Source organism: Streptomyces sp. 8N616, assembly GCF_052246385.1.
Taxonomy (GTDB): domain Bacteria; phylum Actinomycetota; class Actinomycetes; order Streptomycetales; family Streptomycetaceae; genus Streptomyces.
This window is the reverse complement of record NZ_JBQQBY010000003.1, coordinates 279,924-305,555: the sequence shown is the minus strand read 5'-3', so window position 1 is coordinate 305,555 and position 25,632 is coordinate 279,924. Positions and strand designations below refer to the sequence as shown.

Here is a 25,632-nt window from a genome sequence, read left to right as displayed (position 1 = left end):
CTGACTCACGAAGCGGAAGTATTGCTCCCGCTCGCGGATCAGCCTCTTGCGCCCCTGCGCGACCGTCCGGTCCTGCCGGATCTCGAAGTCCATCGCACCCCTTGAGCTGGGGTGTTGCAACGACCACCAGAACTCAAGCCCCCCGGCGCCGGGGCTCTTTTCGGTGCCGGTGCCGGTGCCGGTTCCGGTGACAGGTTCCGGTTCCGATTCCGATTCCGGTGGCAGGTTCCGGGGCCGGTCCCGCTCCCGTTCCCGGTCCCGCTCCCGTTCCCGGTCGCGTTCCGGTTCCCCGTGCCGGTTGCGTGCCCGGCTCTGCCCGATTCCTTGCCCGGATCTGTTTACTTTGCTCGATCGGCGCCGTAATCTGGCGGCGGAGCCACAGGTTCGGGCATAGAACGGATGTAAACCCACATGTACGCAGCGGAGCGCCAGCAGGAGATCCTCCGCCTCGCACGCGAGAGCGGCCGGGTCGACGTGCTGTCGCTCTCCGAGGAGTTCCAGGTCACGGCCGAGACCGTTCGGCGCGACCTGAAGGCCCTCGACCGGGCCGGGCTGCTCCGCCGCGTCCACGGCGGTGCCATCCCCGCAGGCCGTCTCGACTTCGAGCCCGACCTCGCCGAGCGCGACACCGTCGCCGCCGACGAGAAGGAGCGCATCGCGCGCGCCGCGCTCGCGGAGCTGCCCGCCGACGGCAGCGTGATCGTCGACGCGGGCACCACGGCCGCCCGGCTCGTCGCGGCCTTCCCGCTCGAATCCGCCCTGACCGTGGTCACCCACGCGCTGCCCGTCGCCGCCCGCCTCGCCGACCACCCGGGCATCTCCCTCCATCTCGTCGGCGGCCGCGTGAGGCACCGCACCCGCGCCGCCGTCGACGCATGGGCGCTGCGCGCGTACGGCGAGATCAAGGCGGACGTCGCCTTCATCGCCACCAACGGCTTCTCGGTCGACGGCGGCCTCACCACACCCGACCTCGCCGAGGCCGCGGTCAAGCGGGCGGCCATCGCGGCCGCCCGCCGGGTCGTCCTGCTCGCCGACTCGTCGAAGTTCGGCAAGGAGCACTTCGCCCGCTTCGGCGATCTCTCCGACGCCGACCTGCTCGTCACCGACACCGGGCTCGGCCCCGAGGACGCCCGCGCCATCGAGCGCCGGGGCACGGAAGTAGTGCGCGCATGATCCTCACCGTCACCCCGAACCCGAGCCTCGACCGGACGTACGAGCTGCCCGCGCTCGAACGGGGCACGGTGCTGCGCGCGACGGCCGACCGGGTCGACCCGGGCGGCAAGGGCGTCAACGTCTCGCGCGCGGTCGCCGCCGCCGGACACCGTACGGTCGCGGTCGTCCCGCTCGGCGGGCCCGAGGGCGCGCTGCTCGCCCGGCTGCTCGGCGAGCACGGCATCGAGGCCGCCGGGGTGCCGGTCGCCGGCTCGACCCGGGTCAACGTCACACTCGTCGAGCCCGGCGGCACGCTGACCAAGGTCAACGCCGCCGGGCCCGAACTGTCGGCGGATGAGGCCGAGGCGCTGCTGGATGCCGTATGGGACAGGTCCGCGGCCGCCGACTGGATCGCCTGCTGCGGCAGCCTGCCGCGTGGCCTTCCGCCCGAGTGGTACGCGGAGCTGGTGGCCCGCGCGCACCGGGCGGGCACCCGGATCGCCCTCGACACGTCGGGGCCCGCGCTGATGGCCGCGCTGCGCGAGCGGCCGGATGTCGTGAAGCCGAATGCGGAGGAGCTGGCCGAGGCGGTCGGGCGGCCGATCGCCACCGTCGGTGACGCGGTCAAGGCGGCGGAGGAGCTGCGCGACCGCGGCGCCCAGGCGGTGCTCGCGAGCCTCGGGGCGGCCGGGCAGCTGCTGGTCGACGGCCTGGGCACGTGCTTCGGCACCGCGCGGGTGGCCGCGGTCCGCAGCAATGTCGGGGCGGGGGACGCGTCCCTCGCGGGTTTCCTGGCGGCGGGTGGCGTCGGCGAGGCCGCGCTGGCCTCGGCGGTGGCCCACGGCTCGGCTGCGGTCCAACTGCCGGGAAGCGCCATGCCGACCCCCGCCGACCTCGCCCCGTCATCGGTCACCACGACCTCGGACATCCCCCTGGATCGCGTACTCGAGGAGCCGACGCCATGACTGCCGTCCCGTTCGCCCGACGGGTGTGCCTCGTCCCCACGCTTGCTGTCCCCACGTTTGCGGCCCCCGCACTCCCCGTCCCCGCACTCCCCGTCTCCGCACTCCCCGTCCCCACTCTTCCCTTCCCCTCCGCCCCCTCGGGTGGCGTCGCGAGCAAGGAGCCACGCGATGAGTGAGCTGATCACCGCGGATCTCGTCGACCTCGACCTGTCCGCCGAGACGAAGGAAGCGGCCGCGCGGTCGCTCGCCGAGCGCATGGTCCGTGCGGGCCGCGTCACCGACCTCGACGGCTTTCTCGCCGACGTGGCCGCCCGCGAAGCCCAGATGCCCACTGGCCTCGACGGAGGCATCGGCATTCCGCACTGCCGCAGTGCGCACGTCGCGGAGGCGACCCTCGCCTTCGGCCGCAGCGGCCGGGGCATCGACTTCGGGGCGCCGGACGGCCCGGCGGACCTGATCTTCCTGATAGCCGCCCCCGCCGGTGCCGACGACGACCACCTGACGATTCTGTCGAGCCTCGCCCGTCGGCTGATGGACGGGGAGTTCACGGGTGCCCTGCGGGCGGAGGGCGACGCGGCGCGGGCCGCTGCCCTGGTCCGCGGTGAGGACGTGCCTCCGGCGGAGGACGTGCCTCCGGCAGAGGATGTTCCCCCGGCTGAGGAGGCGGCCTCGGCTGGGGAGGCGACTTCGGCCGAGGAAGCTGCTTCGGCCGAGGAAGCTGCTTCGGCCGAGGAAGCTGCTCCGGCTGAGGAGGTGGCCGCCCCCGATGCGGACGAGGCCCCCACCCCGCCCCCGTTCAAGATCGTCGCTGTGACGTCCTGTCCCACCGGGATCGCGCACACCTATATGGCCGCCGAGTCCCTGCAGAAGGCGGCCGAGTCCGAGGGCGTTGAACTCGCCGTCGAGACCCAGGGGTCGGCCGGATTCGGCAGGCTGGACCCCGCCGTCATCGCCGCCGCCGACGCCGTGGTCTTCGCGCACGACGTGGAGGTACGGGACAAGGCCCGGTTCGCGGGCAAGCCGACCGTCGACGTCGGCGTCAAGGCCGCGATCAACCGGCCCGGCGAGCTCATCGCCGAGGCCAGGGACAAGGCCGCGCGCGGCGAGGCCTCCGCACCTGTCGCGGCCGGTGCGCCGATGGACCGCGGCGGTGAGCTCGGCGACGGATACGCCACGCGGCTGCGCAAGTGGCTGATGACCGGCGTCAGTTACATGGTTCCGTTCGTCGCCGCGGGCGGTCTCCTCATCGCGCTCGCGTTCGCCATCGGCGGCTACGAGATCAACGAGGCGAAGTCTGTCGCCGACCACTTCGTCTGGACCGAGGTCGCGAGCTGGGCCGCTCTCCTCTTCCAGATCGGCGGAGTCGCCTTCGGGTTCCTCGTCCCGGTTCTCGCCGGCTATATCGCGTACGGCATGGCGGACCGACCGGGCCTCGTCCCCGGCTTCGTCGGCGGCGCCATCGCCCTCACCATCAACGCCGGTTTCCTCGGCGGCCTCATCGCCGGTCTGATCGCGGGTGCGGTGGTGATGGCGATCCAACGGGTGCGCGTCCCGGCGCCGTTGCGCGGCATCATGCCCGTCGTCGTCATCCCGCTCATATCGTCGGCCGTCGTCGGCTTCCTGATGTTCCTGGTGGTCGGCAAGCCCGTCGCCTCCCTCCAGTCCGCCCTGACCGACTGGCTGGGCGGCCTCTCCGGCGCCAACGCGATCATCCTCGGGGCCGTCCTCGGCCTGATGATGTGCTTCGACCTCGGCGGCCCGCTCAACAAGGTCGCGTACACCTTCGCCGTCGGCGGCCTGGCCAACCCCAACGAGGGCAGCCTCAAGGTCATGGCCGCGGTGATGGCCGCGGGCATGGTCCCTCCGCTGGCGATGGCGCTGGCCACGACCGTCCGCGGCAGGCTGTTCACCAAGGCCGAGCGCGAGAACGGCAAGGCGGCCTGGGTGCTCGGCGCGTCCTTCATCACCGAGGGTGCCATCCCGTTCGCCGCGGCCGATCCGCTGCGCGTCATCCCCTCCGCGATGGCGGGCGGCGCGGTCACCGGCGCCCTGTCGATGGTCTTCGGCTGCACGCTTCGGGCCCCGCACGGCGGTGTCTTCGTCATCCCGCTGATCGGCCAGCCGCTGCTCTACCTGGTGGCGATCGCGGCCGGTACGGCGGTCACGACGGGCCTCGTCGTCCTCCTCAAGGGCGCCCGTGGGACGGTGTCCGCGGACGGGGGCCCGGCGGGGCCGGCGGAGGCGACGACCGGGGCGGACGCCGACCGCAAGGTCCCGGTCGCGGCCTGACCGGCCTGACCGGCCTGACCGGCCTGACCGGCCTGACCGGCCTGACCGGCCTGACCGGCCGAACCGGCCCGACATCGCGTCGTCCAACCAGTCCCGAAAGTCGAATGCCAGGCGCTCAATTGGCTATCAGTACGCCGAGGACCGCGAGCCAGCACAGCGCCACCAGACCCGGCAGGAGCGTCATGATCGCTCCGGTCGGCGAGACCTTCAGATAGCTGTTGCTGGGGTCCCCGGCGTGCCAGGTCACGATCCGCTGGCCGCCGTGCCAGGCCATGTGCTCCTCGAGCTCGGTCACCGCCGCCTTGCGGGCCAGCAGATACCGTCGGCCGAAGCGCAGCATCTGGGAGAAGGCGACCGACACCCCGAAGCCGATGATCGAAATGATCAGGGCCAGGCCCTTTCCCAGAGTGCCGCCCGCGCCCTCCTTGCCAAGCGAGAACGCCGTGGCGGCGGCGAGGCCCGCGGTGATGTAGAAGAAGTTGTTCAGCTTCTGCCAGTTGGTGTTGTCCTCATGCTTGTACAGGTCCACGGAGATCGCGTACTGGGCCTGAAGCATCGCCTCGCGCGGTTTGCGCCACACCCACACCACCCGCAGCCTGCCGTCCGGCGGCGTCAGCCGGGTCAGCTCCTGGAAGCCGAGCTTGTGGTGGAAGCGCGAGGACGCGTGGTTGGGCGGGTCGTCGACCACAGCCGCGATCACTGGGCTCTTCTGCCACTGTTCCAGCACGTGGTAGTAGAGCATCGAAGCGATCCCGCGGCGCGCCGCGTCCCGTGCCACGCAGATCTGCTTGATCACGAGGAAGCTGCCGAGCGTGGTCTTGATCCGGCGGTTCAGCCACTCGTCCGGCTCGACCTGGTCGGAGCTGTAGGCGAGCAGGAACGCGAGGACCTCTCCGCCCTTGACCGCCACGTAGAAGTGCTCGGCGGTCGCCAGCCGCGCACGGTAGTCGGCCTCGGTGTATGCGGAGACCAGAAAGCCGCCGTCCACCGTCGCCGCCCCGTCCGCGCCATCAGCCCCGCCAGGCCTGCCCGACCCGCTCAGGGTCCGCGACTCGGCGAGCCGGGCGATCTGCTCCAGATGCTCCTCGCGCGTCCGTACGATCTCGACCTGTTCACCCTGCGGTGCTGCGCCCATCCCGCTCCCCCATCCGCACCTTCGCCCGCCCTAGCCCGCCTCGCCTGTTCAACTTACCCTGGCTGCAAGGGAATTGGAGACCAGCCGACCGGCCTCCTCAGCCGCGCCCTTTCCCATGTGCGTGAGCATCGCCTCGCGCGCGGCCTGGGGCCGCCACCACCGCGATGTCCCGCTCGTGATCAGGGGCCGCGCGCAGTACGGCGACGACATCACGTTGTCATCCCTCACCCGCGCGCCCCGCATATCGGGCTCATCACCGCATAAGCCGTTACGGTGACGGTGTGTCCGAGCCCTCAGCCGCGCCCCCGGCAGCGGCGGCGCGGCCCGCCGCCGCCCTGCGGGCGACGACCGTGGCCACCGCCGTCTCGCTTCTGCTCGTGCTCGCCATCGTGTTCGGCAGCCGCTTCCTGCGGACCTTCGACGCCGCCCTGCTGCCGTACGCCGTCGCGACCGTCTTCCTCGCCTTCGGTGTCGCCTACCGCTGCGCGCTCCGGCTCTCGGCACCCGCCTCCCGCGCCCTTCTCCGGCAGCGCCGCCGGGCCCTGTTCTCCACCGCCGCGATCCGCGCGGCGCCAGCGGCCCTGTCCCGTACCCTCATCACCCACCTCGGCCTCCGGACGCCTCCTGGCGCCCGCTCGCGCGCCCGCTGGATCGCGCACCAACTGGTCCTCTGGGGCTGCCTGCTGGCCGTACTGATCACCTTTCCGCTGACTTGGGGATGGGTCACCTTCACCGCAACCGGTGCGGCGGGCCCCGGCTACGAGCTGCGCATCTGGGGCTTCAAGGCGGCCGGCTTCGACTCGCTCGCCTTCCTCGGGTGGGCGGTGTTCCGCGGCCTGGACCTGGCCGCCGTGCTGGTCATCGCGGGCGCCGGGTACTTTCTGTGGCGGCGCATGCGGGACCGCGGTTCGGCGACGGGCCAGCGCTTCGCGTACGACATGGTGCCGCTGCTCGCGCTGATCGTGATCGCGGTGACCGGGCTGCTGCTCACCTTCTCGTCGCTCTTCCTGAACGGCGGCGGCTACGGGTTCCTGGCGGTTCTCCATATGGTCTCGGTGGTCTTCACTCTCAGCTGCCTTCCGTTCGGGAAGTTCTTCCATGTCGTGCAGCGGCCTGCGGCGGTCGGCGTGCAGCTGCTGACTGACACGGCCCGGCGGACCGGGCAGGTCGTGGCCTGCCGCCGCTGCGAGGAGCCCGTCGGCACGGCCCCCTTGGCCGCCGGTCTCCGAACCACCATGCGGGACCTCGGCCTCCGCCTCGAAGAAGCCGCGGGGTACTGCCCGCGCTGCAAGCGGCTGCTGCGCGGCAGCGCATACCTCACCGAGGTGAAGAAGGGCTTCACGTGACACCGCCCGGCACCGGCGAGACGCTCGTGCCCACCCACTGCTGCTTCTGTGGAGTGCACTGCGCGATGTATCTGCGGGTGGACCGGCGCGGCAAGGTCTTCGGCACCGAGCCGCGCGACCACGACATCAACCGGAAACGGCTGTGCGCCAAGGGCATTGACGCCTACCAGCAGCTGAGCCACCCCGACCGGCTCACCACCCCGCTGATCCGTAGCTCCCGGGAAGCCCCGTTCCGCCGGGCCACTTGGGAAGAGGCCCTGGACTTCACCGCCTCCGAAATGCGACGCATCCAGGGGGCCTACGGGCGTGACGCCTTCGGCGTCCTCGGCGGCGCGAGCCTGTATGCGGAAAGGACCTATCTCCTCGGGAAGTTCGCCCGGGTCGCGCTGAAGACCCGGCACCTGGACGGCAACGGCAGGCTCGGCACGGCCGGTGCCGCCGCGGCCAACAAACTGGCCTTCGGCATCGACCGGGCCGCGAACCCCTTCTCCGACATCCTCCTCTCCGACTGTCTGCTCCTCGCGGGCTCGAATCTCGGCGAGTGCTTCCCCGTCCTCACGCAGTACGTGTGGGGCGCACGGGACCGCGGCGCGAGCCTGATCGTCGTCGACCCGCGCGAAACGGCCATCGCCCGTACCGCCGACCTTCATGTCGCCCTCCGTCCCGGAACCGACTCGGCCTTCTTCAACGCCCTGCTGCACGTCGTCGTACGCGACGGGCTCACCGACCGGGCCCTCCTCGCCGGGCACACCACCGGCTGGGAGGAGGTGAGGCAGACCGTGGAGGCGTACCCGCCGGAGCGGGCGGCCGCGATCTGCGGTATCCCCGTCGCGCAGGTGGAACAGGCCGGCAGGATCTTCGGGCGGGCCCGCAACGCCATGGCCTGGCATGCGCGCGGCATCGAGCAGCACACCCAGGGCGTCGGGAACTGCCTGTCCGTCATCAACCTCTGCGTCGCCACCGGCAACATCGGCCGCCCCGGCGCCGGGTACGGCACCCTCGCCGGGCAGGGCAACGGCCAGGGCGGGCGGGAGCACGGCCAGAGCGCGGACACGCTGCCCGGCGGCCGGTCCATCACCGACCCGGAGCACCGCCGCGAGATGGCCCGCATCTGGGGCATCGAGGAGTCCCAACTACCCGAAGCAGGCACCTCGATGACCGAAATGGTCCGGCAGATGAGCCGCGGAGAGATCCGCGGGCTTCTCGGTGTGTGCAACAACCCCTTCGTCTCCCTCCCCCATTACGCGGCCGTCAAGGACGGCTACGAGGCCCTCGACTTCCACGTCCAGTGCGATGTCTTCCTCTCCGAGACCGCCACGAATGCCCATGTGGTCCTGCCCGTCACCAGCTGGGCGGAGGACGAGGGCGTCATGGCCAACGCCGAGGCCCGGGTGGTCAAGCACAACAAGGCGCAGGAGCCGCCCCCCGGGGTACGCACCGACACCTGGGTGCTGTGCCAGCTGGCGCTCCGGCTCGGCTCGGGCGACAAGTTCGCCTTCGCCGGATCCCTCGAGCTCTTCGACGAGCTGCGCGCCGCCTCGGCGGGCACGGCGGTCGACTGCTCGGGCATCACGTACGAGCGGCTGGCGGAGACCGGCGGAATCGCCTGGCCCTGCCCCTCCACCGACCACCCCGGCACCCCGCGCCTCTTCGAGGACGGCCGCACCTACCACCCGGACGGCAGGTTCCATCTGCAACCCGTTGAGTGGCACGAGCCCGTCGACCCGTACGACGAGGCCTACCCGCTGTCGCTCACCACGGGCCGTACGGTCTCGCACTTCCTCTCGGGCAACCAGACCCGGCGGCTCGCCGGGCCGTCCGAACAGGCCCCGGCCCCCTGGGTGGAGGTGCACCCCTCGCACGGCTGGCGCACAGGCGATCCGGTACGGGTCGTCACCCGCCGCGGGGCGGCCGTACTGCCCGCCGTGGCCACAGAGGCCATCCGCCCCGACACCGTGTTCGTGCCGTACCACTGGCCGTTCCCGGCGGCGGCGAACGTCCTGACGGCCGACGCACTGGATCCGCGCTCCCAGGTCCCCGCGTACAAGGTATGCGCGTGCCGGATCGAAGCCGCCGAAGCCCCCGACCACGTGCCTGCCCCGCCTGCCGTGCCCGCCGCGCCCCGCGCCGCCCGGCCCGCCCAAGCGCCCGCCGCGCCCCGGGACCCCTCCACCGCCGAGGGAAGCTGAGCCACCGATGATGGGCAGGACGATCTTCATCGACCCCGGCCGCTGCACCGGCTGCCAGGCCTGCGTCTCCGCCTGCCGCCAGTGCGACTCGCACCGCGGTACGTCGCTCATCCATGTCGACCACCCCGACGAGGGTCACAGCGCCGCCTCCCTTCCCACTCTGTGTCTGCACTGCGAGGACCCGGTCGCGCCGTGCGCCCAGGTGTGCCCGGCCGACGCGATCCGCGTTACCCCGGACGGTGTCGTGCGGCAGGCCGACGCCACGCGCTGCATCGGCTGCTCGAACTGCGTGAACGCCTGCCCGTTCGGCGCCACGGAGATCGATCTCCGGACAAGGCTCGCCATGAAGTGCGACCTCTGCCACGACCGAACGACCCAGGACCTGGCCCCTCTGTGCGCCGCCGTCTGCCCGACGGGTGCGCTGTTCTATGGAACGCTCGAGGAGCTGCGGGCCGAGCGGCCCGGAGTCCAGGTCGCCGACTCCTTCGCCTTCGGCGACGCGGTGGTGAAGACCGGCGTGGCGACGGTCGTCCCCGCGGACAAGGTGCAGTGGCCCGTGCCCGGCGGGCTGCCGGTCGTCGAGGTGAACGGAGTGGACGTGCGATGAGCGTGACGGAGGAAGCGGACCGGCGGGCCGCCCCGCCCGCCGGTCCCGGCAGGACCGGCGCGGGCTCCCTCACCACCCGCCGCGACTATCTGCGCATCGTGACCGTCGTCTCCGGCGGCCTCGCCCTCGGCGGAGCCGGCGTCGCCGGCGGCATGCTGCACCGCGAGGGCGACTCCGAAGGCTCTCCGGGGCCCAAGCGCATCGCCGCCCGGCTTGCGGTCGGCGAGGCCGTGGCCTTCCGGTATCCGGGCGCCGAGGACCGGGCCGTCGCGGTACGCCTCTCCGACGGCTCCCTCGTCGGCTACTCCGCGGTCTGCACCCACATGGCGTGCGCGGTGCTGTGGCGCGAGAACCGGGGCAGCGAAGGCGAGTTGTACTGCCCGTGCCACGAGGGGGTCTTCGACATCCTCACCGGCGAGGTCGCCGCTGGGCCGCCCCCGCGCGGACTGCCGAAGGTGGTGGTCGTCGAGCGCCTCGACGGCAGCGTCTGGGCGATCGGCACCGCCCGCTCCGGCGAGAGTCTCGAGGAAGGGTTGTGCCGCCAACTGCTCAAGGACTACCCGGAGACGGCCCGCGAGATCGGCTGCCCCGGTGCTCCGCCGGTGGGGAGCGAAGAGGCATGACGGACCCGCGGGTTCGGCACAGCGGCCCCGGTCCGGGCTCGGACGCCGAGCGGCAGCCCGGACGCTCCTCCAAGCTGTCGGGACGGCTCGCCCTGGCCATGGCCGTGGTCGTCGGGCAGATGTGGGCACTGACCGTTGCCGTCGATGCGTGGATGGAGGGGAGCACGCGTACCGCCTGGTGGTGCGCGGGCTTCCTCGGGCTGTCGTTCGCGGTCGTCCTCGTGCTGTGGCTGCTGGATCCGGAGGACCGCTGACACGGCTGCCGGCGCCACCGCCGTACCCTGGACGAATGAGCACAGCCCCGACGCCCGAGCGGCCCGAGTCCGCCGACGGCCCCGCCGACCCGGCCGCCAGGCTGGACTTCGACGACCCCCTCGGCCGGCAGTCCACGGACGACACGGACCGAGGCTGGGGCGAGCGGCCCTCGGCCGGCGACAGCGCCGCCGACCTGGCACGCTTCCTCGACGAAAAACCGCCGCACCACATCTGACCCGGCCGCCCCCCGGCCACGGCTTCCGGCGGCCGCACGACTGCCGCCTGCCGCACGACTGCCCGCGGCCGTACGGCTCCCGGCGGCCGTACCGCTAGCGACAGCCGTACGCGTACGCCTACGGCTGCTGCTTCTGCGTCGGCAGGCGTCCAGGCGCCGTCCCGTTCCGCTGAGCCGCCAGCAGATCGCGGATCTCGGTCAGCAGCTCGATCTCGGTCGCCTCGGCAGAGGCGTCCTCTGCGGCGGCCTTCGCCGCCTGCCGTTCCCTGTAGCGGTTCATGGGCAGGATCATGAGGAAGTAGACGACCGCCGCCGTGATCAGGAACGTGATCGTGGCGCTGACGACCGAGCCCCAGAGGAAGTAGAGGCCTTCGGTGACTTCGCCCGCGTCGTTCTTCAGGCACCGGTCGCTGAGACACAGCGTGTAACGGTCGAGGTTCTTCGAACCGAAGGCGCCCACGACCGGGTTGATGACGCCCTTCACCACGCTGTTCACGATGTTCGTGAACGCCGCGCCGATCACCACGGCGACCGCGAGGTCTATCACGTTCCCGCGCATCAGGAACTGCTTGAAGCCGTGCAGGACGCCCTTGCTCTCCTCGCTCACCCCGGAGCCTCTCTCTGCGCGCACGATGAATGGAACAGACGGCTCCGCAATGTACGGCAGGGTGGGAGAGGGCTGTCCAATCGCCTCCGCCGGGAGTGGCAGCCGCAGCGGCGAGGGCCGCTGCGGTGACGGCGAGGGCGGCCGCCATCGCGCGTCGGCGTCGGCGGACGGTTCTCAGCAGGCGGTAGCGGGCGCTGCCCGGGCGCAACGGGCCGAAGAGAGGGACCTCGCGCGGCGGGGGAGCGGGGAGAGCGTCGCCGGTGTGGCCGACGGTGGGGGAAGGGCGGGGCACGCGGGACATGACGACACCACCTGTCGTGAAGAGCTGAAGCCGGAGTGCGGAGATGCGAGAGCGGTCTGCTCCCGTTTCCGCTCATCACGATGCACGGCTTCGCCCGGCCCCGCTGAGGCCTGTGGACTACTCCCCGGTTGTGGACAAGTCCGTCACCCCCACGCGCAGCAAGCCTCCCACCTGCTACCGCAGCAAGCGCCCCCGCCCGCTCCTGCACCGCAGCCATGGCAGCTACGGCAGATCCAGCCCGGTGTCCAGCCCGTCCAGCGCCCTCGCGCACAGGCAGTCGCGGTCCGCCGAGTCCGGGAGTCCCGCTACCGCGTCGAAGAGCACCGTCCGCAGCCGCGCCACGTTCTTCCCGAACACCTGCAGAACTTCCTCCATGGAGACGCCCTCGCCGGTCTCCGCTCCCGCGTCCAGGTCCGTGACCAGCGTCAACGACGAGTAGCAGAGACCCAGTTCGCGGGCGAGCACCGCCTCCGGGTGCCCCGTCATGCCGACGACCGACCAGCCCTGCGCCGCGTGCCAGCGCGACTCCGCCCGGGTCGAGAAGCGCGGTCCCTCGATCACCACCAGCGTCCCGCCGTCCACCGGCTCCCAGCCGCGCCCGCGCGCCGAGGTCACCGCTGCATCCCGCCCCACCGGGCAGTACGGGTCGGCGAAGGCCACGTGCACGACGTTCGGCACCTTCCCGTCCGGCAGGGCCTCCCCGTCGAAGAAGGTCTGCGTCCGCGCCTTCGTACGGTCCACCAGCTGGTCCGGTACGAGCAGCGTGCCCGGCCCGTACTCCGCCTGCAGACCGCCTACCGCGCACGGCCCCAGCACCTGCCGGACCCCGAGCGAGTACAGCGCCCACATGTTGGCGCGGTAGTTGATGCGGTGCGGCGGGAGGTGGTGCTTGCGGCCATGCCGGGGCAGGAAGGCGACCCGGCGGCCCGCGACCTCCCCCAGGAACAGCGAGTCGCTCGGCGGCCCGTACGGGGTGTCCACCGCGATCTCGGTCACGTCATCGAGGAAGGAGTAGAACCCCGAACCGCCGATGACTCCGATGTCCGCCTGAGGGCTGCTCGTCTCGACCATGCGGCCACTCTATGCGGGGCCGGGAACGCGCCGGACCCCGTCGCCTCGACTCGAGGCGACGGGGTCCGATGCGCGTGTGTGTCCGCCGGTCTGCGCCCGGCCTGTAAGCGGGATGATCCCCGTCAGGCCGCGCTGCTCGACGACGGGGAAGACGAAGACGAGGAGGAGCCGCTCGACGACGAAGACGACGAAGACGAGGAGGACGAAGACGACGAGGCAGACGAGCCGTTGCTGTCGCTCTTCGACTCCGAGGACGCCCCCGACGACGACTTCGCCGCGCTGCCGGCCGAGCCGGACGCCGAGCTCCGGCTGTCGTTCCGGTAGAAGCCGGATCCCTTGAAGACGACACCGACCGCCGAGAACACCTTGCGCAGGCGCCCCTCGCAGCTGGGGCACTCGGTGAGCGCCTCGTCGGTGAACTTCTGCACCGCCTCGAGGCCCTCGCCGCACTCGGTGCACTGGTACTGATAGGTCGGCACTTGCTCCTCCTGGCACTCTCACTCAATGAGTGCTAACGACGCACCATAGTGCAGCATTCCTCGGGATCAGTCCACTGCAACGGGCATACGGTGATCGACCCCACGTGGCCCGGGCGCCGCGACGCGCCCCGCGACGCCCCCTGCGACCGGACCCCCGAGATGCCCTGCCGACCGCGGTACGAGTCGCCCGCGCAACGCCACCACCGTCAGCAGCGCCAGCGCCGTCCCGGCCAGCGGCACCGTGAATCCGGCGCTCGCGCCGAAGCCGTCCGCCAGCTGCCCGGCCGCCGTCACCGCTGCGGCCTGCCCCAGCGCGACCGAGCCGGTCAGCCAGGTGAAGGCCTCCGTACGGGCGGTCGGCGGGACCAGGGCCTCCACCAGCGTGTAGCCGGTGATCAGCGCGGGGGCGATGCACAGGCCTGCCAGCAGCCCGAGTCCGCCGAGCAACAGCGGTGAGTGCGCTGCCCACAGAACCGAGCAGGCCAGCGCCAGCGCGCCGTACGCGATCAGCAGCCGCCGCCGGGCCGACCTGCGCCAGGCGATGGCGCCGCAGGCCACACCCGCGAGCATGTTGCCTGCGGCGAAGATCCCGTACAGCAGGCCGTTCATGCCCGGCTGCCCGATCTCCTGGGTGAAGGCGGTCAGCGAGACCTGCATGCCGCCGAAGACCGAGCCGCTCCCGAGGAAGGCCACGGCCAGCACGCGTATGCCCGGCACGGCGAGGGCGGAGGTGTGCGGCTCGCGCACGCCTCGGCGCGCAAGCCGGTTCGCGGGCGGTGCGGTGCGGCGCTGGGCCGCGAACAGCAGGCCGCCCGCCAGGGTCAGCGCGGCCTCCACGACCAGGCCGGACGCCGGGTGGACCCCGGTGCACAGCGCGGTCGCGAGGACCGGCCCGACGACGAACGTCAGCTCGTCCGTGACGGACTCGAAGGCGGCCGCGGTCGCCATGAGCGGGGTGCGGTCCAGCATGGCCGCCCAGCGGGTCCGCACCATGGGGCCGATCTGCGGGACGGAGGCGCCGGTCGGCACTGCGGCGGCGAACAGCGCCCACAGGGGCGCGTGCGCCAGCACGAGCGCCGTGAGCAGGGCTCCGGACGCCGCGTGGATCAGCACGCCGGGCACCAGGACCGCGCTCTGCCCGAAGCGGTCGGCGAGCTTCCCGCTCTGCGGAGCGCACAGGGCCATGGAGACGCCGGTGACGGCCGCGACCGCGCCAGCGGCGCCGTACGAGCCCGTGGTGTGCCCGACCAGCAGCACGATGCTGATGGTGAGCATCGCGAAGGGCTGCCGGGCGGCGAAACCGGGCAGCAGGAACGTCCATGCGCCGGGTGTGCGCAGCAGCTGTCCGTATCCGGGACGCTGCACGCGAGCGGGAGATGCGGTGGTGACCGCGGATGCCACGGCCGTTGCCTTTCTGCCGCCTGGTAGCGCACCCGCGTGGGTCCTCACGGAGCGCGCCGAGAGCTGTCCTCTCGCGCTGGACCGGGGTAGATACCGGGGTCCGCGCCGAGCAGGTGGCAGGGGGACCGCGGCCGCCGAGCGGTCGCGCCAGCTCTGCGTCAGGCAGAGTGGGTTCGTCAGTTGCTGCTTGATTGTACAGGGAAAATGGGCAAAGACCCTGTGATTTACGTGACCGCAGCCCGCTCTCCCCTGTGATTGACCAGCGACGCGGTGAACGCCCCACGGAAGTGGACGCCCCGCCGGCCACGCGCGCGTGCAGGCCAGCGACCCGGCACGCGCGCGTGCACGCCAAGCGGACCCGCCCACACGCGCGTGCAGGCCCAACGACCCGCCCACGCGCGCGTTCAGCGCGCCCCGTTGCCGCCGAGGCCCAGCCAGCCCGCCAGCTTGCCGCCCTCCGCCACGGCCCGGAGCCGTTTCTCCGCCGCGTCCCGCACCGGGTCCGTCGCCACGACGAGCAGCTCATCCCCGCGCCGCAGCACGGTCGTCGGCGACGGTACGAAGCTCTTTCCTTCCCGTACGACCAGGGTGACCGCGGACCCCCTGGGCAGCCGCAGCTCGCCGACCTCCACGCCGTGCATCCGGGACTTCTGCGGGACGGAGACCGACAGCAGGTGTCCGCCGAGGCGCTCCAGCGGCGCCGACTCGATCCCCAGGTCCGCCGCAGCTTCGCCGTTGCCCAGCCGCAGCCGCTTGGCGACCCAGGGCAGCGTCGGGCCCTGCACCAGCGTGTAGACGATCACCAGCATGAAGACGATGTTGAAGATGTCCTCACTGGCGTCCACCTCGTACACCATCGGGATCGTCGCGAGCACGATCGGCACCGCCCCGCGCAGCCCGGCCCAGGACAGCAGCGCCCGCTCCCGCCAGGGCGTACGGAACGGCGTCGTGCTCACCACCACCGACAACGGACGCGCGACCACGGTCAGCACCAGGCCGACGATGACCGCCCGCACGATGTCGTCGCCCAGCTCGTGCGGCGTGACCAGCAGCCCCAGCAGGACGAACATGCCGATCTGGGCGATCCAGCCGATGCCTTCGGCGAAGCCCCGGGTGGCGGGCCAGTGGGGCAGCCTGGCATTGCCCAGGATCAGGGCCGCGATGTAGACGGCGAGGAATCCGCTGCCGTGCGCGAGCGCGCCCCCCGCGTAGGCACCGACCGCGATGGCCATCACGGCGATCGGGTAGAGGCCGGAGGCGGGCAGCGCCACATGCCGGAGCCCGAAGGCGCCGAGCCAGCCCACCGCGAGGCCGACCGCGGCTCCGATCGCCAGCTCCAGGACGATCTTGCCGAGGAGCGCGTACCAGGAGTCGATCGGCCCTGCCGTCGAGAAGGCGACCACCAGGATCACCACGGGTGCGTCGTTGAAGCCCGACTCGGCCTCCAGCGCGCCCGTCAGCCGCGAGGGCAGTGGCACCTTCCGCAGCACCGAGAAGACCGCCGCCGCATCCGTGGAGGACACCACCGCGCCGATGATCAGCGCCTGCCGCCACTCGAGACCTACGAGGTAGTGACCCGCCGCCGCGGTGATCCCCACGCTCACCGCGACGCCCACCGTCGACAGCACCGCCGCAAGCGGCAGCGCCGGCTTGATCTCCCGCCACTTGGTCCCGAGGCCGCCCTCGGCCAGGATCACCACAAGCGCGGCATAACCGAGCACCTGGGTCAACTGGGCGTTGTCGAAGCCGATGCCGATGCCGTCCTCGCCGATGGCGACGCCGATCCCCAGATAGATGAGCAGGCTGGGCAGCCCGCTGCGCGAGGAGATCCGGACCGCCGCCACCGCGACGAGCAGAAGGATCGAGCAGACCAGCAGGAGTTCGTTCAGGTGGTGGACAGTCAGGGGCCGGACCCTTTCTCACGTTATGGCCGGAACGTTCCTGCTCACCGACCGGTAGTTCATTGCCTTACCTAATATTTTACGGGTTCTTGACGCCGGCCATCGTCGCGCCCGACTCCCCGTACGGGCCGGTCAGGCGCTGCGCCTATGGTTGCTCCAGCACTCCCAGGTCCACCCTGCCCCTCTAAGGACAGCGATGCCCGCCAACAAGACCGGCCCCTCGGGCAAGAAGAAGGGTCGACGTGCCCGCCTCCTCGTGATCGCAGTCGTGCTGCTGCTCGTGGCGGGTTTCGGCTACGGCACGTACTGGAGCGTCAGCACCGTGCGCGCCTCCTTCCCGGAGACCACCGGCTCGCTCAAGCTCAAGGGCCTCTCCGGACCGGTCGAGGTCAAGCGGGACGGCCACGGCATCCCGCAGATCTACGCGGACTCCGACGAGGACCTCTTCCGCGCGCAGGGCTTCGTCCAGGCACAGGACCGGTTCTGGGAGATGGACGTCCGCCGCCACATGACCGCGGGCCGGCTGTCCGAGATGTTCGGGGAAGAGCAGGTCGAGTCCGATGCCTTCCTGCGGACGCTGGGATGGCACAGGGTGGCCAAGCAGGAGTACGACACCAAGCTCTCGGCGCGCACGAAGAAGTACCTCCAGGCGTACTCCGAGGGAGTCAACGCCTACTTGAAGGACCACGGGGGCTCCGCCCTGTCCGTGGAGTACGCGGCGCTGGGCCTGAGCAACGACTACACCCCCGAGAAGTGGACCCCGGTCGACTCGGTCGCCTGGCTCAAGGCCATGGCCTGGGACCTGCGCGGCAACATGCAGGAGGAGATCGACCGTTCGCTGATGTCGAGCCGCCTCACCCCGCAGCAGATCGAGGACCTCTACCCGGACTACCCGTACGACCGCAACCGGCCGATCGTCGGCGCCGGCTCCGTGAGCGGCGCCACCAAGACGTTCGACCCCAAGGGCACCGCCACCCGCTCGCAGAGCGGCGCGGACGCGGACACCGCGGCAGGCGTGGCCGCGCAGGGCACCAGGACCCAGCTGTCCTCGCTCTCGAAGACCCTGGAGGACATCCCCGCGCTGCTCGGCCCCAACGGCAACGGCATCGGGTCGAACTCCTGGGTCGTCTCCGGCAAGCACACCGCCACCGGCAAGCCGCTGCTGGCCAATGACCCGCACCTGGCGCCGCAGATGCCCTCGCTCTGGTACCAGATGGGGCTGCACTGCCGCAGCGTCAGCGAGTCCTGCCGCTTCGACGTGGCGGGATACACCTTCTCCGGCATGCCGGGCGTCGTCATCGGCCACAACCAGGACATCGCCTGGGGCTTCACCAACCTGGGCGCTGACGTCTCCGACCTCTACCTGGAGAAGGTCACCAGCGATACCTACCTCTCCGACGACAAGCAGGTCCCGTTCACCACCCGCAAGGAGACGATCAAGGTCGCGGACGGCTCTCCGCGCGAGATCACGGTCCGCTCGACCGGGAACGGGCCCATCGTCTCCGACCGCAACGGCGAGCTGAGCAAGGTCGGACGGCAGGCGCCGGTCGGCGACGCCGCGCCCGACCGCGGCAGCGGCTACGCCGTATCGCTGCGCTGGACCGGGCTCGCGCCGAGCAAGTCCATGGACGCGGTCTTCGGACTGAACGCCGCCTCCGACTGGACGAGCTTCCGCAAGGCCGCCCGCGAACTCGCCGTCCCCTCCCAGAACCTCGTCTACGCGGACACCGAGGGCAACATCGGCTACCAGGCGCCGGGCCTGATCCCGGTCCGCGGCAAGGGCGACGGCCGTCACCCGGCCGACGGCCGCTACCCGGCACCCGGCTGGGACTCCCGCTACCAGTGGACGGGGTACGTCCCGCAGTCCGCGCTGCCCTGGGAGTTCAACCCCTCGCGCGGCTACATCGTGACCGCGAACCAGGCCGTCATAGACCAGAGCACCTACCCCTACCTGCTGACCGAGGACTGGGGCTACGGTGCGCGGAGCCAGCGGATCACCGATCTCATCCAGTCGAAGATCAAGGACGGCGGCAAGATCTCGACGGACGACATGCAGACCATGCAGCTGGACAACAGCAGCGAGATCGCCGAGCTGCTCACGCCCTATCTGCTCAAGATCGACGTCAAGGACCCGTACGTCCGTGAGGCGCAGAAGCTGCTGGAGGGCTGGGACTACACCCAGGACGCCGACTCGGCCGCGGCCGCCTACTTCAACGCGGTCTGGCGCAACACCCTGAAGCTGGCGTTCGGCAACAAGTTGCCCAAGGAGCTGCGGGTCGAGGGCCAGTGCCTGCGCGTGCGCCCGGCGGACGACTCGGGCCCGCTGGAGGACCTGGACGGCAACGCGCGGACGGTGCGGGAGTGCGGCGAGCGCGCCCCCGACGAGGCCCAGCCGGACGGCGGCGACCGCTGGTACGAGGTGATCAGGTCGATCCTCAGGGACGAGGACAACGACTGGTGGAAGACCTCCGGCACGGTCCGCAACCCCGGCGACCGCAGCCGTGACGAGCTGCTCGCCCACGCCATGAGCGACGCCCGCTGGGAGCTCACCGCCAAGCTGGGCAAGGACGCCGACACCTGGAGCTGGGGCCGTCTGCACCAGCTGACGCTGAAGAACCAGACGCTGGGCACCGACGGACCCGGCATGGTCCAGCACCTCCTCAACCGGGGGCCGTGGAACCTGGGCGGCGGCGAGGCGGCGGTCAACGCCAGCGGATGGAACGCGGCGGGCGGCTACGAGGTGATCTGGGTGCCGTCGATGCGGATGATCGTCAACCTGGGGGATCTGGACAAGTCGCGCTGGATCAACCTCACCGGCGCGTCAGGGCACGCGTACAACGACCACTACAGCGACCAGACCGACAAGTGGGCCAAGGGCGAGCTGCTGCCCTGGGCCTTCAGCGGCCGGAAGGTCGAGGACGCCACGTCCGACACGCTGGCGCTGACGCCGTAGCGGCGGCGCTCAGTCCCGGTGCCGGAAGCGCCTGACACCGTCGGGCGTCACCACCGCGTCCACGGGGTGGTCGTGCGGCTCCTCAGGAACCTGGACGACCACCTCGTTCGCATACAGCAGCACCACCAGGGCCGGGTCCGCGCCGGCGGCGGCCAGCCGGGCCAGGACGCGGTCGTAACTGCCGCCGCCGCGGCCCAGCCGCATGCCCCGCTCGTCCACCGCGAGTCCGGGCAGCAGCACCGCGTCCGCGGCTGTGATCGCGTCGGCCCCCAGCCGTGGCCCGTCCGGCTCCAGCAGCCCGCGCCGGGCGGCCACGAGCCGCTCCCGGCCCTCGTACGCGCCCCAGTCGAGGTCGTTGTCCTCGAGCAGCACCGGGAGCAGGACCCGTACGCCACGCGCGCGCAGTGCGTCGAGGAGCGCGCGCGTCCCCGGCTCGCGGCCCACCGAGACGTACGCGCCGACCGTGCGGGCCCCCGCGAGCTCCGGAAGCTCCAGGGCCCGCCGGGCCAGAGCGGCCTCTGTTCCCGAGACGTCATCCACTGTCAACCCGGCTCTTACCGCCAGGAGATCCCGCCGCAACTCGGCTTTCCTAACCTGGCTTCGATTCACAGTGGGTACAAACCTCTCTGTATGAGAACGTATTTACCGGGACCACATCTTCCACTCATACGTACCGGTTATGGTTCTCCGCATGACTGAATCGCGCTCCCGGATCAGCAAGGCTGTCATCCCTGCCGCCGGACTCGGCACCCGTTTCCTGCCGGCCACCAAGGCCACTCCCAAGGAAATGCTGCCAGTGGTCGACAAGCCCGCGATCCAGTACGTCGTCGAGGAAGCCGTCACCGCCGGTCTGCCCGACGTTCTGATGGTCACCGGCCGCAACAAGCGGCCTCTCGAGGACCATTTCGACCGCAACTACGAGCTCGAAGAGGTGCTGCGCCGCAAGGGCGACGACTCCCGCCTCGCCCGCGTCCAGGAGTCCAGCGACCTCGCCACCATCCACTACGTCCGCCAGGGCGACCCCAGGGGCCTGGGCCACGCCGTCCTCTGCGCCGCTCCGCACGTCGGCGAGCAGCCCTTCGCCGTCCTCCTCGGCGACGACCTGATCGACCCCCGTGACCCGCTCCTGGCCCGCATGATCGACGTGCAGGAGCAGCACGGCGGCAGCGTCGTCGCCCTCATGGAGGTCGACCCCGCCCAGATCCACCTCTACGGCTGCGCCGCCGTCCAGCCCACCGGCGAAGACGACGTCGTCCAGGTCACCGACCTCGTGGAGAAGCCTGATCCGTCGGAGGCGCCCAGCAACTACGCCATCATCGGGCGCTACGTGCTGGACGCCGCCGTCTTCGAGGTGCTCCGCAAGACCGAGCCGGGCCGCGGCGGCGAGATCCAGCTGACCGACGCGCTCCGCACGCTCGCCGAGACGCCCTCCCTCGGCGGCCCCGTCCACGGCGTCGTCTTCAAGGGCCGCCGCTATGACACCGGCGACCGTGGCGACTATCTGCGTGCCATTGTCAGACTCGCGTGCGAACGTGAAGACCTGGGGCCGGACTTCCGGGCCTGGCTTCGCAGTTATGTCACCGAGGAGATGTAGCGATTGAGCAACACCGCTGACCCGGCCGCCGCGCCGGACGGGCTGGGGGACGCACCCCGTACGGGCCCGGACCCCGGTGCGGCGGAGGAGGCGCGGGACGACGACCGCGTCTGGACCGTGACGGAGCATCTGCAGGACATCCTTAGGCACGTCCGGCCGCTCGAGCCGATCGAGCTGCAACTCCTCGACGCCCAGGGGTGCGTCCTGGTGGAGGACGTCACCGTCCCCACCGCCCTGCCGCCCTTCGACAACAGCTCCATGGACGGCTACGCGGTCCGTACGGTCGACGTCACCGGCGCGTCCGAGGAGTACCCGGCCGTCCTGACCGTCATCGGCGACATCGCGGCCGGCTGTGGCGAGCTGCCCGTCGTCGGGCCGGGCGAGGCCGCCCGCATCATGACCGGCGCCCCGATCCCGCCCGGCGCCGAGGCGGTCGTGCCGGTCGAGTGGACCGACGGCGGTACGGGCGGCGGCCCGGCCGCCGGAATGCCGGCCGCGGCCCAGGCGCCCGAGGGTTCAGGCGGCGAGGTCCGGGTCCACCGCGCCGCCGAGGCTGGGGCGCACATCCGCGCCCGCGGCTCGGACGTCACCGTCGGAGAGCTGGCCCTCACCGCCGGTACGGTCCTCGGACCCTCGCAGATCGGCCTGCTCGCCGCCATCGGCCGGGGCTCGGTCAGGGTCCGGCCGCGGCCGCGGGTCGTGGTCGTGTCGACCGGCAGCGAACTCGCCCAGCCGGGCGAGGTGTTGACCACCGGCCGGATCTACGACTCCAACAGCTTCGCGCTCACCGCCGCCGCCCGCGACGCCGGGGCCATCGCCTACCGCGTCGGAGCCGTCGCCGACGACGCCGCCACCCTCCGCTCCACCATCGAGGACCAGCTGATCCGCGCCGACATCATCGTCACCAGCGGCGGCGTCAGCGTCGGGGCGTACGACGTGGTCAAGGAGGCGCTCTCCCAGTTCGAGGTGGCCGGGGAAGACGGCTCCCCGGCCGCGGGCGCGGGCGGCCGGGTCGAGTTCCGCAAGCTCGCCATGCAGCCCGGCAAGCCCCAGGGCTTCGGCCGCATCGGCCGCGACCGCACCCCGCTGCTGGCCCTGCCCGGCAACCCCGTCAGCTCCTACGTCTCCTTCGAGCTCTTCGTACGACCCGCGATCCGCAGCCTCATGGGGCTCGATCCGGTCGAGCGCGAGACGGTCCGGGCGGTGTGCCCCCAGGGGATCCGGTCCTCCCCGAAGGGGAAGCGCCAGTTCCTGCGGGGGCGGTACGCGGACGGGGTGGTCACTCCCGTCGGCGGCGCGGGCTCCCACCTGGTGAAAGCCCTCGCCCATGCCAACGCACTGATCATCGTGGACGAGGAGACCACGTCCGTGGAGCCGGGCGCCGAGGTCGCCGTGGTCCTCCTCGACTGATCGGCGGCCGCTGCCGGTACGGTGTCTGCCCACAGGGACCGGACCAGGAGAACGATGAGCAGCGGCAAGCAGCACCTCACGCACCTCGACGACGCGGGCGCGGCCCGTATGGTCGACGTCTCCGGGAAGGACGTCACCGCGCGCACCGCCCGGGCCTCCGGCCGTGTGCTGGTCTCGCCCCGCGTCGTGGAGCTGCTGCGCGGGGAGGGCGTGCCCAAAGGCGACGCCCTCGCCACCGCCCGTATCGCCGGGATCATGGGAGCCAAGCGGACACCGGACCTGATCCCGCTGTGCCACCCGCTCGCCGTCTCCGGCGTGAAGGTGGACCTCGCGGTGGCCGATGACGCGGTCGAGATCACGGCCACCGTGAAGACCACGGACCGGACGGGCGTGGAGATGGAGGCCCTCACCGCGGTCACCGTCGCCGCCCTCACCGTGATCGACATGGTGAAGGCCGTGGACAAGTCCGCGGTCATCACGGATGTCCGGGTCGAGGAGAAGACCGGGGGGAAGTCCGGCAGTTGGCAGCGGTCTTCCCGAGGGGAGCAGGGCGGCTCCGAAGGGTCCGGAGCAGAGCCGGGCGGTTCCGAGGAGCCTGGAGCAGGGGCGGGCGGTTCCGAAGAGCAGGGCCAGGCATGAGCCGCTACCGCGCCCTCGCCGTCACCGTCTCCAACCGGGCCGCAGCCGGCGTCTACGCCGACAAGGGCGGCCCCCTCCTCGTCGAGGGCCTGACCGCCATGGGCTTCGAGGTCGACGGGCCGCGCGTCGTCCCGGACGGCGAGCCCGTCGAGGCCGTGCTGCGCGAGGCCGTCGCCGCCTCGTACGACGTCGTGCTCACCACCGGAGGCACCGGCATCTCGCCCACCGACCGCACCCCCGAGATGGTCCGCCGGGTGCTCGACTACGAGATCCCCGGCATCCCCGAGGCGATCCGCGCCGCCGGCCTGGCCAAGGTGCCCACCGCCGCGCTCTCCCGCGGGCTCGCAGGCGTCGCCGGGACTACCCTGATCATCAACCTCCCGGGTTCCACCGGTGGCGTCCGGGACGGCCTGGCCGTCCTGGAGCGCCTGCTCGTCCACGCCGTCGACCAGATCCGCGGCGGCGACCACCCCAGACCCGCGGGGAGCTGAAGCTGAACGTCCCCTGGCCCGTGGTTCTGGCGGACGGCGATGTCGCCCTCCGTCCCATAAAGCTGCGCGACCAGCGCACCTGGCGCGAGGTCAACCGGCGCAACCGCGACTGGCTGCGGCCCTGGGAGGCGACCATCCCGCCGCCCGCCCCCGGCAGCCCCGTCGCCCACCGCCCCTCGTACCGGCAGATGGTGCGCCACCTGCGCGCCGAGGCGCACGCGGGCCGGATGCTGCCGTTCGTCATCGAATACCGGGGACAGCTGGTCGGGCAGCTGACGGTCGCCGGGATCACCTGGGGCTCGATGTGCTCGGGCCACATCGGTTACTGGGTCGACGAGGCGGTGGCGGGCCGCGGAGTTATGCCGACGGCCGTCGCACTCGCGGTCGACCATTGCTTCCGTACGGTCGGGCTGCACCGCATCGAAGTGTGCATCCGGCCGGAGAACGGACCGAGCCGCCGAGTCGTGGAAAAACTCGGATTCCGGGAGGAAGGGCTGCGGCCGCGCTACCTCCATATCGACGGGGACTGGCGTGACCACCTCGTCTACGCGCTGACGGCGGAGGAAGTCCCCGAGGGCCTGGTCTCGCGCTGGCACAGGGTGAGGCCCCACACAGCCCATAAATGAAATACATGTTCGAAATTGGGGCAGGTGCGATCAGATTCGCAGGATGCTGATCTCAACAATCACAAAAAAGGTTCGAGATATCAGCCAGATCGTGCGACACACCGCGCCAATTGGCGGATGGCCTCCCGCGAACCCCTCTACCGTGTGAGGCGTGAGCAGCAGTGGCCTCATCTACGCAGTCATCGTCGGGGCCTGGGCCGCCTACTTGGTGCCGATGTGGCTCCGTAGGCAGGACGAGCTCAATGAAGCCCGTCCGACGGAACGCTTCAGCACCGCCATCCGGCTGCTGGCCGGACGGGCGGGAATGGAACGCCGTTACGCCAAGGACCTGGAGAAGCGCAACTCCGACGAAGGGGAACCCGAGCGGAGTGCCGCGGACCCGGATGCCGAGACCGACTCGGTCGACGTCCGGGCTTTCGCCGTCTCCGCGTCCGGACCCGGCGCGCAGCGCCGTTCCGCGGAGGTCGACGAGGCATCGCAGCGGCGCGATCGGCGCGATGAGGCACCGCAGGGGCGCACGGAGCGCGCGGCGCCCCGGCCGGCACAGCGACCCGCCCCGTCCGCGGCCCAGCGCGCCCGGCGCTCCAAGGCCTTCGCCCGCCGTCGGCGCACCACCATGGTGCTGTTCCTCGCCTTCACCCTCGGCTCGGTCGTCGCCGCGGTCGGCGGCCTCGCCTTCCTGTGGGCTCCGGCCGTTCCCGCCGTCCTGCTCAGCACGTACATCGCGCATCTGCGCCGCCAGGAGCGCCGCCGCTTCGCCTTCACCATGGACCAGCGCCGCGCGGAGGCCGCTGCTCAGCGGCTGCGCGAGCGCCGCCCGCGGCCGTCCGCCCGCCCCCAGGAGGGTGCGGGGGACGCCGCCGCGGACGGCGACCCCGCGGCGCCCGGCTCCGACGGCACGGCCGCCGACGGCCCAGGCCCCGCCTCCCCGCACGCCGCGGGGAGGCGCGCGCTGGTCGAGCAGACCGACCACGCGGAGTGGGTGGACCAGCAGCGGCGGCGCGGCGCGGCCGAGGGGGACAGCTGGGACCCGGTGCCGGTGCCCCTGCCCACGTACGTCACCGCGCCCGTCGCCCCGCGGGCCACGGGCAGCCTGGACCTCGACGCACCGGACGCCTGGAGCTCGGCCCGCTCCAGCACCGCCGATCCGAACGCGAGCGCTCAGCCGGCTGCTGAGGCGGCGCCCCCGGCCGACCTGGGCCCCGCGGTCCGGCGCCCCCCGGGCCGCCGTGCCCGTGAGCGCGGCCGCACCCCACTCTTCGACCAGTACGCAGAGCAGGACCGGCCGCGCGCGGCCAACGAGTGACGGGAGCGGTAAAGGGGGGCGGCGCCGGGGCAGGTCACCGGCCCGCCCCCCGGGGAA

20 protein-coding genes and 3 pseudogenes are annotated in these 25,632 nt (G+C 71.8%); 16 read left to right on the top strand and 7 right to left on the bottom strand.

Annotated elements, in window-relative coordinates:
- Window positions 1–411 precede the first annotated feature (411 nt).
- The 3 genes from ACTWQC_RS04565 (at window position 412) to ACTWQC_RS04555 (ending at window position 4,406) form a co-directional block, all read left to right on the top strand.
- Entirely contained in the window at window positions 412–1,173 is a 762-nt protein-coding gene (locus ACTWQC_RS04565; RefSeq protein ID WP_443314193.1) for a DeoR/GlpR family DNA-binding transcription regulator, read from the top strand.
- Complete coding sequence (pfkB, locus tag ACTWQC_RS04560; RefSeq protein WP_443314192.1) at window positions 1,170–2,117, top strand: 1-phosphofructokinase; 948 nt, start codon at window positions 1,170–1,172, stop codon at window positions 2,115–2,117. Before ACTWQC_RS04565 ends, pfkB begins: the two co-directional genes overlap by 4 nt.
- Before the next feature lie 168 nt (window positions 2,118–2,285).
- Window positions 2,286–4,406, top strand: a complete 2,121-nt coding sequence (locus ACTWQC_RS04555; protein ID WP_443314191.1) for a PTS fructose transporter subunit IIABC — start codon at window positions 2,286–2,288, stop codon at window positions 4,404–4,406.
- 115 nt (window positions 4,407–4,521) lie between these two features.
- Here ACTWQC_RS04555 and ACTWQC_RS04550 read toward each other — a convergent pair whose 3' ends face one another.
- Window positions 4,522–5,541 (bottom strand): GNAT family N-acetyltransferase, encoded by a 1,020-nt coding sequence (locus ACTWQC_RS04550; RefSeq protein WP_443314190.1) that lies wholly within the window; start codon window positions 5,539–5,541, stop codon window positions 4,522–4,524.
- 281 nt (window positions 5,542–5,822) lie between these two features.
- Between ACTWQC_RS04550 and ACTWQC_RS04545 the strand changes: the two genes are divergently transcribed.
- The 6 genes and pseudogenes from ACTWQC_RS04545 to ACTWQC_RS04520 all read left to right on the top strand — a co-directional run bounded on the left by ACTWQC_RS04545 (window position 5,823) and on the right by ACTWQC_RS04520 (window position 10,796).
- Complete coding sequence (locus tag ACTWQC_RS04545; RefSeq protein ID WP_443314189.1) at window positions 5,823–6,887, top strand: MFS transporter; 1,065 nt, start codon at window positions 5,823–5,825, stop codon at window positions 6,885–6,887.
- Between the two features lie 14 nt (window positions 6,888–6,901).
- Window positions 6,902–9,076: pseudogene (locus ACTWQC_RS04540) on the top strand (molybdopterin oxidoreductase family protein); the annotation flags it as partial.
- Window positions 9,077–9,083: 7 nt separating this feature from the next.
- A complete protein-coding gene (locus ACTWQC_RS04535; RefSeq protein WP_443314188.1) occupies window positions 9,084–9,683 on the top strand; it encodes a 4Fe-4S dicluster domain-containing protein in 600 nt (199 codons plus the stop codon).
- Complete coding sequence (locus ACTWQC_RS04530) at window positions 9,680–10,306, top strand: Rieske (2Fe-2S) protein (protein WP_443314187.1); 627 nt, start codon at window positions 9,680–9,682, stop codon at window positions 10,304–10,306. Before ACTWQC_RS04535 ends, ACTWQC_RS04530 begins: the two co-directional genes overlap by 4 nt.
- Window positions 10,300–10,560, top strand: a pseudogene (locus ACTWQC_RS04525) (hypothetical protein); the annotation flags it as partial. The gene ACTWQC_RS04530 and the pseudogene ACTWQC_RS04525, both read left to right, overlap by 7 nt.
- A 35-nt stretch (window positions 10,561–10,595) precedes the next feature.
- Window positions 10,596–10,796 carry a hypothetical protein gene (locus ACTWQC_RS04520; protein WP_443314186.1) on the top strand — a complete coding sequence of 67 codons (201 nt, stop codon included), beginning with the start codon at window positions 10,596–10,598 and terminating at the stop codon, window positions 10,794–10,796.
- 118 nt (window positions 10,797–10,914) lie between these two features.
- Here ACTWQC_RS04520 and mscL read toward each other — a convergent pair whose 3' ends face one another.
- The 5 genes from mscL to ACTWQC_RS04495 all read right to left on the bottom strand — a co-directional run bounded on the left by mscL (window position 10,915) and on the right by ACTWQC_RS04495 (window position 16,559).
- Window positions 10,915–11,355 carry a large conductance mechanosensitive channel protein MscL gene (mscL, locus tag ACTWQC_RS04515; protein WP_443314212.1) on the bottom strand — a complete coding sequence of 147 codons (441 nt, stop codon included), beginning with the start codon at window positions 11,353–11,355 and terminating at the stop codon, window positions 10,915–10,917.
- A gap of 571 nt (window positions 11,356–11,926) precedes the next feature.
- Window positions 11,927–12,775 (bottom strand): S-methyl-5'-thioadenosine phosphorylase, encoded by an 849-nt coding sequence (locus tag ACTWQC_RS04510; RefSeq protein ID WP_443314185.1) that lies wholly within the window; start codon window positions 12,773–12,775, stop codon window positions 11,927–11,929.
- Between the two features lie 122 nt (window positions 12,776–12,897).
- Window positions 12,898–13,254, bottom strand: coding sequence for an FmdB family zinc ribbon protein (locus tag ACTWQC_RS04505; RefSeq protein ID WP_443314184.1), 357 nt, complete (start codon window positions 13,252–13,254; stop codon window positions 12,898–12,900).
- A gap of 66 nt (window positions 13,255–13,320) precedes the next feature.
- Window positions 13,321–14,655 carry an MFS transporter gene (locus tag ACTWQC_RS04500; protein WP_443314183.1) on the bottom strand — a complete coding sequence of 445 codons (1,335 nt, stop codon included), beginning with the start codon at window positions 14,653–14,655 and terminating at the stop codon, window positions 13,321–13,323.
- A gap of 404 nt (window positions 14,656–15,059) precedes the next feature.
- Window positions 15,060–16,559 (bottom strand): potassium/proton antiporter, encoded by a 1,500-nt coding sequence (locus ACTWQC_RS04495; protein ID WP_443314211.1) that lies wholly within the window; start codon window positions 16,557–16,559, stop codon window positions 15,060–15,062.
- 193 nt (window positions 16,560–16,752) lie between these two features.
- On the opposite strand from ACTWQC_RS04495, the gene ACTWQC_RS04490 reads away from it, so the two are divergent.
- The gene (locus ACTWQC_RS04490) at window positions 16,753–19,509 is read left to right on the top strand and encodes a penicillin acylase family protein (protein WP_443314182.1); all 2,757 of its coding nucleotides are present in this window, start codon (window positions 16,753–16,755) and stop codon (window positions 19,507–19,509) included.
- Between the two features lie 9 nt (window positions 19,510–19,518).
- On the opposite strand, the gene ACTWQC_RS04485 is transcribed toward ACTWQC_RS04490, so the two are convergent.
- The gene (locus ACTWQC_RS04485) at window positions 19,519–20,118 is read right to left on the bottom strand and encodes a 5-formyltetrahydrofolate cyclo-ligase (RefSeq protein ID WP_443314181.1); all 600 of its coding nucleotides are present in this window, start codon (window positions 20,116–20,118) and stop codon (window positions 19,519–19,521) included.
- Window positions 20,119–20,200: 82 nt separating this feature from the next.
- Between ACTWQC_RS04485 and galU the strand changes: the two genes are divergently transcribed.
- The 6 genes and pseudogenes from galU (at window position 20,201) to sepX (ending at window position 25,575) form a co-directional block, all read left to right on the top strand.
- Entirely contained in the window at window positions 20,201–21,103 is a 903-nt protein-coding gene (gene galU / locus ACTWQC_RS04480) for a UTP--glucose-1-phosphate uridylyltransferase GalU (RefSeq protein WP_443314180.1), read from the top strand.
- Between the two features lie 42 nt (window positions 21,104–21,145).
- Window positions 21,146–22,513 carry a molybdotransferase-like divisome protein Glp gene (gene glp, locus ACTWQC_RS04475; protein WP_443314210.1) on the top strand — a complete coding sequence of 456 codons (1,368 nt, stop codon included), beginning with the start codon at window positions 21,146–21,148 and terminating at the stop codon, window positions 22,511–22,513.
- A 54-nt stretch (window positions 22,514–22,567) separates the two neighbouring features.
- Window positions 22,568–23,047, top strand: a pseudogene (gene moaC, locus ACTWQC_RS04470) (cyclic pyranopterin monophosphate synthase MoaC); the annotation flags it as partial.
- A 101-nt stretch (window positions 23,048–23,148) separates the two neighbouring features.
- The gene (locus ACTWQC_RS04465) at window positions 23,149–23,643 is read left to right on the top strand and encodes a MogA/MoaB family molybdenum cofactor biosynthesis protein (protein WP_443314179.1); all 495 of its coding nucleotides are present in this window, start codon (window positions 23,149–23,151) and stop codon (window positions 23,641–23,643) included.
- Window positions 23,644–23,645: 2 nt separating this feature from the next.
- Complete coding sequence (locus ACTWQC_RS04460) at window positions 23,646–24,269, top strand: GNAT family N-acetyltransferase (protein ID WP_443314209.1); 624 nt, start codon at window positions 23,646–23,648, stop codon at window positions 24,267–24,269.
- Between the two features lie 151 nt (window positions 24,270–24,420).
- Window positions 24,421–25,575: a divisome protein SepX/GlpR gene (gene sepX, locus ACTWQC_RS04455; RefSeq protein WP_443314178.1), complete on the top strand. Its 1,155-nt coding sequence runs from the start codon at window positions 24,421–24,423 to the stop codon at window positions 25,573–25,575.
- The last annotated feature ends 57 nt before the right edge of the window (window positions 25,576–25,632 follow it).

Coding starts and splice junctions, on each gene's coding strand:
- ACTWQC_RS04565 (WP_443314193.1), top strand. CDS start 412: ATGTACGCAGCGGAGCGCCAGCAGGAGATCCTCCGCCTCGCACGCGAG.
- ACTWQC_RS04530 (WP_443314187.1), top strand. CDS start 9,680: ATGAGCGTGACGGAGGAAGCGGACCGGCGGGCCGCCCCGCCCGCCGGT.
- pfkB (WP_443314192.1), top strand. CDS start 1,170: ATGATCCTCACCGTCACCCCGAACCCGAGCCTCGACCGGACGTACGAG.
- ACTWQC_RS04465 (WP_443314179.1), top strand. CDS start 23,149: ATGAGCCGCTACCGCGCCCTCGCCGTCACCGTCTCCAACCGGGCCGCA.
- mscL (WP_443314212.1), bottom strand. CDS start 11,355: ATGCGCGGGAACGTGATAGACCTCGCGGTCGCCGTGGTGATCGGCGCG.
- ACTWQC_RS04550 (WP_443314190.1), bottom strand. CDS start 5,541: ATGGGCGCAGCACCGCAGGGTGAACAGGTCGAGATCGTACGGACGCGC.
- galU (WP_443314180.1), top strand. CDS start 20,201: ATGACTGAATCGCGCTCCCGGATCAGCAAGGCTGTCATCCCTGCCGCC.
- ACTWQC_RS04510 (WP_443314185.1), bottom strand. CDS start 12,775: ATGGTCGAGACGAGCAGCCCTCAGGCGGACATCGGAGTCATCGGCGGT.
- ACTWQC_RS04555 (WP_443314191.1), top strand. CDS start 2,286: ATGAGTGAGCTGATCACCGCGGATCTCGTCGACCTCGACCTGTCCGCC.
- ACTWQC_RS04490 (WP_443314182.1), top strand. CDS start 16,753: ATGCCCGCCAACAAGACCGGCCCCTCGGGCAAGAAGAAGGGTCGACGT.
- ACTWQC_RS04535 (WP_443314188.1), top strand. CDS start 9,084: ATGATGGGCAGGACGATCTTCATCGACCCCGGCCGCTGCACCGGCTGC.
- ACTWQC_RS04520 (WP_443314186.1), top strand. CDS start 10,596: ATGAGCACAGCCCCGACGCCCGAGCGGCCCGAGTCCGCCGACGGCCCC.